General features: G+C 73.6%; 1 protein-coding gene. It reads left to right on the top strand.

Annotation, left to right across the window (positions count from 1 at the left end; genetic code table 11):
• Positions 1-6,178: SDR family NAD(P)-dependent oxidoreductase (locus tag ACH4PU_RS36080; RefSeq protein ID WP_398282285.1), on the top strand; the 6,178-nt coding region annotated here is incomplete at both ends.

The following is a 6,178-nucleotide window of genomic DNA, read 5'->3' as shown; positions in this document are numbered from 1 at the left end:
CGGTTGGAGGCGGTGCTGCGTCCGAAGGTGGACGCGGCGTGGAATCTGCACGAGCTGACCCTCGACCGTGACCTGTCGGCGTTCGTCCTCTTCTCCTCCGCCGCCGGCACCCTCGGCGGTCCCGGTCAGGCCAACTACGCCGCAGCCAACGCCTACTTGGACGCCCTCGCCCAGCACCGTCACGCCACCGGGCTGCCCGCCCACTCCCTCGCCTGGGGCCTGTGGGAACAACCCACCGGCATGACGGCCCAGCTCGACACCGCCGCACTCCGGCGCCTGGCGGCCCTCGGCGTCGTACCGCTGCCGGCGGACGAGGGGCTGGCCCGCTTCGACTCGGCGCTGCGCTCGGACCGCCCGTTCCTCGTCCCGGCACGACTGGACCCGGCCGCGCTGCGCGGCCGTACCGAGGACGTCCCCGACCTCCTGCGCACCCTGATTCCCGGGCGTCGACGCCGCGCCGTCGGAGCCGCCCCCGAGCACTCGGCCCTCCGGCAGCGGCTGCTGGCGCTCACGGCGAGCGAACAGGAGCGAGTGCTGCTCGACCTCGTACACGGGGAGGCCGCCGCGCTGCTCGGGCACTCGGGAGCCGAGGCGATCGCCCCCAACCGGGCGTTCAAAGACCTGGGTTTCGACTCTCTGACGGCCGTGCGCCTCCGGAACCGGCTGGGAACGGTCACGGGACTCCACTTGCCCGCGACCATGGTCTTCGACCACCCCAGCCCGCTGGCCCTGGCCGGCTACCTCCGCGCCGAACTCGTCGGCGCCCAGGGTTCCGAGGAGTCCGCGCGCACCACGGCCGCGGCGGCGTCGGATGAGCCGCTGGCCGTCGTCGGCATGAGCTGCCGTTTCCCCGGCGGCGTCCGCTCGCCGGAGGAGCTGTGGCAGCTCGTGGCGGAGGGCCGCGACGCGGTGTCGGCGTTTCCCACCGACCGCGGCTGGGACCTGGAGCGGCTGTACGACCCGGATCCCGACCGGTCCGGCACGTTCTACGCGACGGCCGGTGGTTTCCTGCACGACGCCGCCGAGTTCGACGCCACCCACTTCGGCATCAGTCCGCGCGAGGCGCTGGCCATGGACCCGCAGCAGCGGCTGCTGCTGGAGGTGTCCTGGGAGGCGTTCGAACGGGCCGGCATCGACCCGGTCTCGCTCCGGGGCAGCGACACCGGTGTCTTCGTGGGAGCCATGTCCCAGGACTACGGTCCGGTGCTCCACGAGGCACCCCAGGATGTCGAGGGCTACCAGCTCACGGGCGTGGCCGCGAGCGTGGCCTCCGGGCGGCTCTCCTACACGTTCGGTCTGGAGGGGCCTGCGGTGACGGTGGACACCGCGTGCTCGTCGTCCCTGGTGGCCCTGCATCTCGCCGGTCAGGCCCTGCACCAGGGCGAATGTGCGATGGCTCTGGTCGGCGGCGTCACGGTCATGTCCAGCCCCGGCGCATTCATCGAGTTCAGCCGTCAGCGGGGACTCTCCCCGGACGGCCGGTGCAAGGCGTTCGCCGCGGGCGCGGACGGGACGGGGTGGGGTGAGGGCGTCGGCGTCCTCGTCGTGGAGCGGCTGTCGGACGCGCGGCGCAACGGCCACCCGGTGCTGGCGGTGGTCCGGGGCACCGCCGTCAACCAGGACGGCGCGAGCAACGGCCTGACCGCCCCCAACGGCCCCTCCCAGCAGCGCGTGATCCGCCAGGCACTGGCGCGGGCGGGTGTCACGGCCGATCAGGTGGACGCGGTGGAGGCGCACGGTACGGGCACGGCGCTGGGCGACCCGATCGAGGCGCAGGCGTTGCTGGCGACCTACGGCCAGGGGCGGCCGGCCGACCGGCCGCTGTGGCTCGGCACGGTGAAGTCCAACATCGGCCACACCCAGGCGGCGGCCGGTGTGGCGGGTCTGATCAAGATGGTCATGGCACTGCGGCACGGTGTGCTGCCGCGGACGTTGCACGTGGACCAGCCGACGCCGCAGGTCGACTGGTCGTCCGGGGCGGTGTCCCTGCTGACCGATCCGGTCCCCTGGGCCGAGAACGGCCATCCCCGGCGAGCCGGTGTCTCGTCCTTCGGCATCAGCGGCACCAACGCCCACGCCATCCTCGAACAGGCGCCGGCCGTGCCCCGAGCCGCGGAACCCGTGTCTCCGGATGCGGCCGCGGTGCTGCCCTGGGTCGTCTCCGGCCGCGACGAGCGGACGCTCCGCGCCCGCGCCCGACAGCTCGCCGCCCACCTGGAGACCGCCTCGGCCCCGAACCCGGCGGACGTTGCCTTCTCCCTGGCCACCACCCGTACCGCGCTCGACCACCGGGCGGTCGTCCTCGCCAGCGACGTCGCCGACGCCCGCCGGAGCCTTTCGTCACTGGCCGACGGCGAGACCGTGCCGGGCGTGGTGGAGGGGGCGGTCGTCGAGGGCAGGACCGCGTTCCTCTTCTCGGGACAGGGGTCACAGCGCGCCGGTATGGGCCGGGAACTGTATGCCGCGTTCCCGGTGTTCGCGGAGGCGTTCGACGCGGTGTGTGAGCGGGTGGAGTTGCCGCTGAAGGATGTCGTCTTCGGCGACGACCAGGAGCGGCTCGACCGTACGGAGTTCGCGCAGCCGGCGTTGTTCGCCCTGGAAGTCGCGCTGTTCCGGCTGGTGGAGTCGTGGGGAGTGCGCCCGGACTTCGTCATGGGCCACTCCATAGGTGAGTTGGTGGCGGCGCATGTGGCGGGTGTGTTGTCGTTGGAGGATGCGTGCCGGTTGGTGGTGGCGCGGGGCCGGTTGATGCAGGCGTTGCCTGCTGGTGGGGCGATGGTGGCGGTGGAGGCGTCGGAGGCGGAGGTGCGCGAATCCCTGACCGATGGCGTGGACATCGCGGCGGTCAACGGCCCGTCATCCTCGGTGATCTCGGGGGATGAGGCGTCGGTGGCGGCGCTGGCGTCGCTCTGGGAAGGGCGCGGCCGTCGGGTGAAGCGGCTTCGGGTGAGTCACGCCTTCCATTCGCCGTTGATGGAGCCGATGTTGGCGGAGTTCGGTGCGGTGGCCGAGCCGGTGACCTACGGCACCCCGGGCATCCCGGTCATATCGAACCTGACGGGCAGTGTTCAGGAGGGCTTCGACGCCGCGTATTGGGTGCGGCATGTGCGTGAGGCGGTCCGATTCCACGACGGCGTGCAGACCCTCCGGGCGCAGGGCGTGCGCACGTACCTGGAACTCGGCCCGGACGCCACCCTTTCCGCCCTGGCCCAGGACGACGCCGCAACCGCCGTCCCCACCCTCCGCAAGGACCGCCCCGAGCCGGAAGCGCTCATGGCGGCCGTCGGCCTCCTGCACACCCGAGGTGCGCACATCGACTGGCAAGCCCTGTTCCCCGCCGGCGCCCGGCCGGTGGACCTGCCGACCCACCCGTTCCAGCGCCGGCGGTACTGGCTCCGCTCGTCCTCCGTCACCGGGATGTCCGCCGCCGGTCAGCTCTCGGTGGACCACCCGGTGCTCGGTGCGGCCGTGCCGCTCGCCGACGGTGCCGGGCTGCTGTTCACCGGGCGGCTCTCCACGGCCACACACCCGTGGCTCGCCGATCACGTGGTGCGCGGCGGGGTACTGCTGCCCGGGACGGCCCTGGCCGAACTCGCGCTGCGCGCCGGTGAGGAGGCCGGCTGCGACGGACTGGCCGAGCTGACCCTCGAGTCCCCGCTGGTGCTGCCCGTTCGCGGTGCCGTGCAGCTCCAGGTCACCGTCGCCGCCGACGCGGCCGGACACCGCGCGGTCGCCGTGTACGCGCGCCCGGAGGCGGCGTCGGGCGGCGAGCCGTGGACCCGGCACGCCTCCGGGACGCTGTCCCCGGACGCGGTTCAGGATGCAGGTGGGGACGGTGAGCGCGATCTCACGGTCTGGCCACCGGCCGGTGCCGTGGCCATGGACGTGGACGGGATCTACGAGCGCCTGGCCGCCACCGGGGTCGAGTACGGGCCCGGGTTCCGTGCGCTGCGCAGGGCGTGGCGGAACGGCGACGAGTTCTTCGCGGAGGTCCGGCTGCCCGAGCACCTCGACGGTGACCGGTATCTCCTGCACCCGGCCCTCCTCGACTCCGTACTGCACACTCTGGCGGGCGACGAGGACGGCGACGGACTGCGCCTGCCGTTCTCCTGGGCGGGAATGAGCGTGTCCGCGACGGGCGCCACTGCTCTGCGGGCGCGGATCGCGCCCGCGCCCGACGGGGCGTTGTCACTGCGGCTTGCCGACCCCACCGGACGGCCGGTCGCCTCCGTGCGCGCCCTGGCCCTGCGGCCGCTGTCGGACGAACGGCTCGGTGCTGTGGCGGCGGTCCCGGCCGAAAGCGTGTTCCGCGTCGACTGGACGCCGGTACGGGAGGCCGACGCCTCCGAAAGCGCCCCGGACTGGCCCGTGGTGTCCGCCGACCGGCCCGAGCACGAGCTCGCGGACCTCGCGTCCGGTGAGGCGGGCGCCCCGGCCGTGGTGGTGTACGAGGTACCGGCTTCGGCGTCCGGCGACCCCACCGCCGTCCGGAAGGCCGTCTACGGTGTGCTGGCTCTGGTGCGTGCCTGGCTGGCGGACGAGCGGTACGCGGCCTCCCGGTTGGTGATCGTCACCTCCGGCGCGACCGGCGTGGTCGAGGATGAGGCACCGGGGGCGGTGCGGGATCTCGCGGCGGCCGCGGTACACGGTCTGATCCGGTCGGCTCAGTCGGAACACCCCGGACGGTTCGTCCTGGTGGACCGCGCGGGCGAGCCCACTCCGTCCTCGCTCCGGGCGGCCGTCGCCACGGGAGAGCCGCAGCTCACGCTCCGGTCGGACGGCCGGGTGCTGGCCCCCAGGCTGACCCGGGCGCTCCCCGGAACGAGCGGCGGCGAACGCCCGTTCGCGGACGGAACGGTGCTGATCACCGGTGGCACGGGTGCGCTGGGCGGACTCGTGGCACGCCATCTGGCCGCCGCGGCGGGGGCGCGGAGCCTGGTACTGCTCAGCCGGAGCGGGCGGGACGCCGCCGGGGCGGCGGACCTGGAGCGGGAACTCCTGGAGCTCGGCGCGGCGGACGTGACGGTGGTGGCGTGCGATGCCGCGGACCGGGAGCGCCTGGCCGGGGTCCTCGACCGGATACCGGACCTGACCGCCGTGATCCACACGGCCGGTGTCCTCGACGACGGCGTCATCGAGACCCTGACCCCGGACCGGATCGACACCGTCCTGCGTGCGAAGGTGGACGCCGCCTGGAACCTCCACCGGCTGACCGCCGACCGCGACCTGTCGGCCTTCGTCCTCTTCTCGTCCGCCTCCGGCACGCTGGGAGGCGCCGGCCAGGCCAACTATGCAGCCGCCAATGCCTACTTGGACGCTCTGGCCCTGCACCGGCGCACCGCGGGGCTCCCCGCCCTCTCCCTCGCCTGGGGCCTCTGGGCACAGGACGGCGGCATGGCCGGTGGTCTGGCGGCGGTGGACCGGGAACGCATGGCGCGTACCGGGATCCGGGCCCTGGCCCCCGACGAGGGCCTGGCGATCTTCGATGCCTCGCTCGGCTCGGCACACCCCGTCCTGCTTCCGCTGCGCCTGGACACCACTGCCCTGCGTGAGCGGGCGGTTGCCTTGCCGCCGTTGTACTCCCGCGTCGTCCGGGTGCCCCGCCGGGGCACCGCCGCTGCCGCGGCCGACGCCGCCGCCCCGCTGCGGGACAGGCTGGCCGGCCTGGACGCGGCCGAACAGCACGCGCTGCTCCTGGCGCTGGTCCGGCGTGAGGCGGCCGTGGCGCTGGGGCACTCCTCGGGCGAGGCCGTCGACGCCGGCACGGCCTTCCGGGACCTGGGCTTCGACTCGCTGACCGCCGTCGAACTGCGCAACCGGCTGGACGCGGCGACCGGCCTGCGGCTGCCCGCGACGCTGGTCTTCGACCACCCGACCGCCGGTGCCCTCGCCGGGCACCTGCACGCGCTCCTCACGGGCCTCCCCGACGGCCGCCCGGCGGACGCCGTGCGCCAGGTCGTTCCGGCGGACGAGCCGTTGGCGATTGTGGGCATGGGGTGTCGTTTCCCGGGTGGAGTGGATTCGCCGGAGGATTTGTGGGATCTGGTGGCGTCGGGTGGTGACGGGGTTTCGGTGTTTCCGGGGGATCGTGGCTGGGATGTGGAATCCCTCTACGATCCCGATCCGGGCCGGTGGGGGAAGAGTTATGTCCGTGAGGGTGGATTCCTTTATGGGGCTG

This window comes from Streptomyces sp. NPDC021100 (assembly GCF_044333095.1).
Classification (GTDB): domain Bacteria; phylum Actinomycetota; class Actinomycetes; order Streptomycetales; family Streptomycetaceae; genus Streptomyces.
This window is presented reverse-complemented; position numbering and strand designations above follow the sequence as displayed.